Origin of the sequence: Pseudoalteromonas sp. Z1A6, assembly GCF_011378745.1 — a bacterium.
Taxonomy (GTDB): domain Bacteria; phylum Pseudomonadota; class Gammaproteobacteria; order Enterobacterales; family Alteromonadaceae; genus Pseudoalteromonas; species Pseudoalteromonas arctica.
Window position 1 is genome coordinate 1 of the sequence record NZ_WTKW01000409.1, and the last position, 3,390, is coordinate 3,390.

The 3,390-nt window shown below is 38.5% G+C and carries 4 protein-coding genes; 3 read left to right on the forward strand and 1 reads right to left on the reverse strand.

Annotation, left to right across the window (positions count from 1 at the left end; all coding sequences use genetic code 11):
- Nucleotides 1–191 precede the first annotated feature (191 nt).
- The 3 genes from GQR46_RS17845 (at nucleotide 192) to GQR46_RS17855 (ending at nucleotide 3,052) form a co-directional block, all read left to right on the forward strand.
- Entirely contained in the window at nucleotides 192–440 is a 249-nt protein-coding gene (locus tag GQR46_RS17845; protein WP_002963088.1) for a DUF3297 family protein, read from the forward strand.
- Nucleotides 441–618: 178 nt separating this feature from the next.
- Complete coding sequence (locus tag GQR46_RS17850) at nucleotides 619–1,524, forward strand: homocysteine S-methyltransferase family protein (RefSeq protein WP_165741817.1); 906 nt, start codon at nucleotides 619–621, stop codon at nucleotides 1,522–1,524.
- Entirely contained in the window at nucleotides 1,511–3,052 is a 1,542-nt protein-coding gene (locus GQR46_RS17855) for a BCCT family transporter (protein ID WP_165741819.1), read from the forward strand. The genes GQR46_RS17850 and GQR46_RS17855 overlap by 14 nt, the downstream gene beginning before the upstream one ends.
- Nucleotides 3,053–3,126: 74 nt before the next feature.
- Here the strand turns inward: GQR46_RS17855 and GQR46_RS20565 are convergent.
- Nucleotides 3,127–3,390, reverse strand: a 264-nt coding sequence (locus GQR46_RS20565; RefSeq protein WP_206009670.1) for a hypothetical protein, incomplete at its 5' end; no start/stop codon positions are given.

Consider the following 3,390-nt stretch of genomic DNA (forward strand, 5'->3'; position numbering starts at 1 on the left):
TATTTATCTTTATAATTATTTAGTCGAATATCTTCAAAACCTCCTCTGTAAATATTTTCCAAGCGCAATCTCATTTGTATACACAACTCATTAATTAGTACATTTTTAAACACATTTACTACTATCTCTCTTGAGCGAAAGCTTTGTATTGCCTACAATAGCGCATACTTCATTCAATATAGAATATGACCATGAACGACACTACCGCAAAACCTGCTTTACCAGATCGCCTTTCTATTAACCCACGCAGCCCACATCATGTGGAAGAAGTTTTTGAACACGATATTGGTATCACGTTCAACGGCAAAGAGCGTTTTGATGTTGAAGAATACTGCATCAGCGAAGGTTGGATAAAGTTTGCATCTCCAAAAGGGCTTGATCGTCGCGGACAACCACTTTTACTTACAAGAAAAGGTACTGTTGAAGCCTTTTATAAGTAAGCTAATCATACTTACTAAAAAGCGACTACCTAATGAGGTGTCGCTTTTTTTGTGCGTTTTTATAGCGTATTTAATAGGTTGAACTTTTTTCATGCTCAACCTGATGAAGTTTCATTATGATTTTTTAAAAAATATGTTTGAATAGCGCCATATTATTTAGACATATAGAAGTCCATAAGTGAAAAAGGTAACAATTTTAGATGGCGGCATGGGACGCGAACTTAAGCGCATTGGCGCTCCGTTCTCACAGCCACTTTGGAGTGCGCAAGCACTTATAGAAGCTCCTCATTTTGTAGCACAAGCTCACCAAGGTTTTATAGATGCCGGCGCCGAAATAATTACAGTTAACAGCTACGCTTGCGTGCCATTTCATTTAGGTGAAGAACGCTACCAAAACCAAGGCGCGTTACTCGCACAGCAAGCTGCTCTTATTGCTAAAAAAGCGGCAAAAAACGCTAAACAAAATGTATTAGTAGCAGGTTCATTACCACCTGCATTTGGTTCGTACCGCCCTGACTTATTTGAAAGTAAACGTGCTTTTACTATTTTAAATACCTTATACAACGCACAAGATCCCCATGTAGACCTTTGGCTTTGCGAAACAATATCGAGCATTGAAGAAGCGCACGTTATGGCAAGCGTACTTAAATGCTCAAATAAGCCATGTTATTACGCATTTACGTTAAATGATGAAGTAACTGAGCAGGCAACACTTCGCTCTGGTGAATATGTAAGTGACGCTATAGCAGCATTGCTTGAGCAACAAAGCATTGCAGGTGTTTTCTTTAATTGCTCTATACCTGAGGTTATTGAGCAAGCACTACGTGACACTAATAACGTATTAACTAGGCAAAATAAAAAAGTAGCGTTAGGTGCATTTGCTAACAGCTTTACTCCTATTTCAAGTTCTCACAAAGCAAATGAAGCAGTCCAAGGCTACCGTGATTTATCTCCTGGTGAGTATCTTGAGTTTGCAAAACAGTGGTATAGCCTTGGCGCTAATATTATTGGTGGTTGCTGCGGAATTAATCCAAGCCATATCGAAGCACTCGTGCAGTGGAGAAACTCCATTGAAAAACCTTAACTTTGAGCTGGCTATTCCTGCAATTACATTAGTAATTACCTTATTAGTTATCTCAACTTTATATCCTGAGCAATCACAATTATTAGCAAGCAGCGCCATGCATTTTGTAACTAGCTGGTTTGGTTGGTTAGTAGAACTTGTGAGCTTAGCTTTAGTTGGTTTTTTATTTTGGTTAGCTTTTTCAAAGTACGGATCTATTCGATTAGGTGAAGAAAAAAAAGAGCACTCTAACTTTTCGTACGGCGGTATGATTTTTACCGCAGGCGTAGGCGCTTCTCTTATATATTGGGGAATTGGCGAGCCGATGTATTATTTGCAATCGCCGCCACTTTTTGCCGAACCAAATAGCTACGCAGCAGCAGCTTGGTCTGTTACCTATTCTATTTTTCATTGGGGCGTGACTGGTTGGGCCATTTACTGCTTTCCGGCAATTCCGTTTGCGTACGCATTTTACGTACAAAAAAAGCGTACTTTAAGACTCTCAACCCTGTGTGAACCCGTAGTAGGCAATAACCCTATTATTGCTAAAACAATCGATTTACTTGCAATTTTTGGCACGCTTGCAGCCTTTGCAAGTTCGCTATCACTTACCGTATCGCTACTAAGTACAGGCGCTTCTGCGCTGTTGGGAATTAAAAATAGCTTATTACTCCAAGGCAGCATTATTTTATTGTTTGTTTTAATGCTTGTTGCTGTAATGTTTGTTGGCTTTAAAAAAGGTATTAGCAAAGTATCTGACTATACGGTGATAGCTGCAATATGCTTTGCCTTATTTGTATTACTTGCGGCTGACTCGCAGTTTATTTTAAATAACTTTACCGATTCAATAGGTGTCATGCTCGATAACTTTTTTAGAATGTCACTTTGGACCGACCCAGTTCAACAAAGCGGCTTTGCGCAATCGTGGACTCAATACTACTGGTTTTGGTATTACGCTTACTTAATTATGATGGGGCTTTTTATTACCCGTATTTCACGTGGGCGTACTATTAAAGAAGTTATTTTATACACTATTTCGATGGGTTCGTTCGGCTGTGCATTTTTTATATCAATTTTTGGGGGCTATGCAGTGTGGGCGCAGTTAGTTGGTGGCTTACCTGTTCAACAATGGATGAGCGAAGGCGGCTTAACGTTTGCAGTAGTGTCACTTATTCAAACTCTACCATCGGGTAATATTGGCTTAGTATTATTTTTAGTTATTCAGTTTTTCTTAATGCTAACGACTATGTCAAGCGCAAGTGTTGCCACGGCTATGTTAACAACTAATAAGCTGGAGCTAAATGGCGACCCCGATCATAAAGTTAAGCTTCTATGGGCTGGTGCAATTGCGCTAATTAGTTTTAGCGTATTTTTATGCGGTGGTGGAATAGATACCATTAAGTCACTCTGCGTTGTAGCAGGCCTACCAATGATGTTTATTTACATGATTTTAGTAAAGCAATTAATGATGCAACTAAAGGGTGTAAACCAAGAAAAAGCACTTGAGCCGCACAAAAGTGTAAACGCAGAAACCATTAAAGCGAATTAAGCTAAATCTAGATTAATTACAGCATAGGCCTTACAAGATGTATAACTTTGTAAGGCCAATATTTTACTTTTAAATCAAGACAGCTGACCTACCTGTTCTACGACTTGTATATAATTTGAAAGATTTTTCTGCATACGGCAATTACGCTTTCGATTCGCTTCATACAACCCATCTTCTATATGATCTTTTAGGCTTTTTGCAGACGTCACCTGCGCACTTTGACTTGTATAAGTTGTATTAATTTTGGTATTTGGATCACAAATTATATGCATCGATTCTTGGATTTTATAATTAGTAACTCCATTAAAAATAACTGACGGTTCAAAATTATTAAGTTG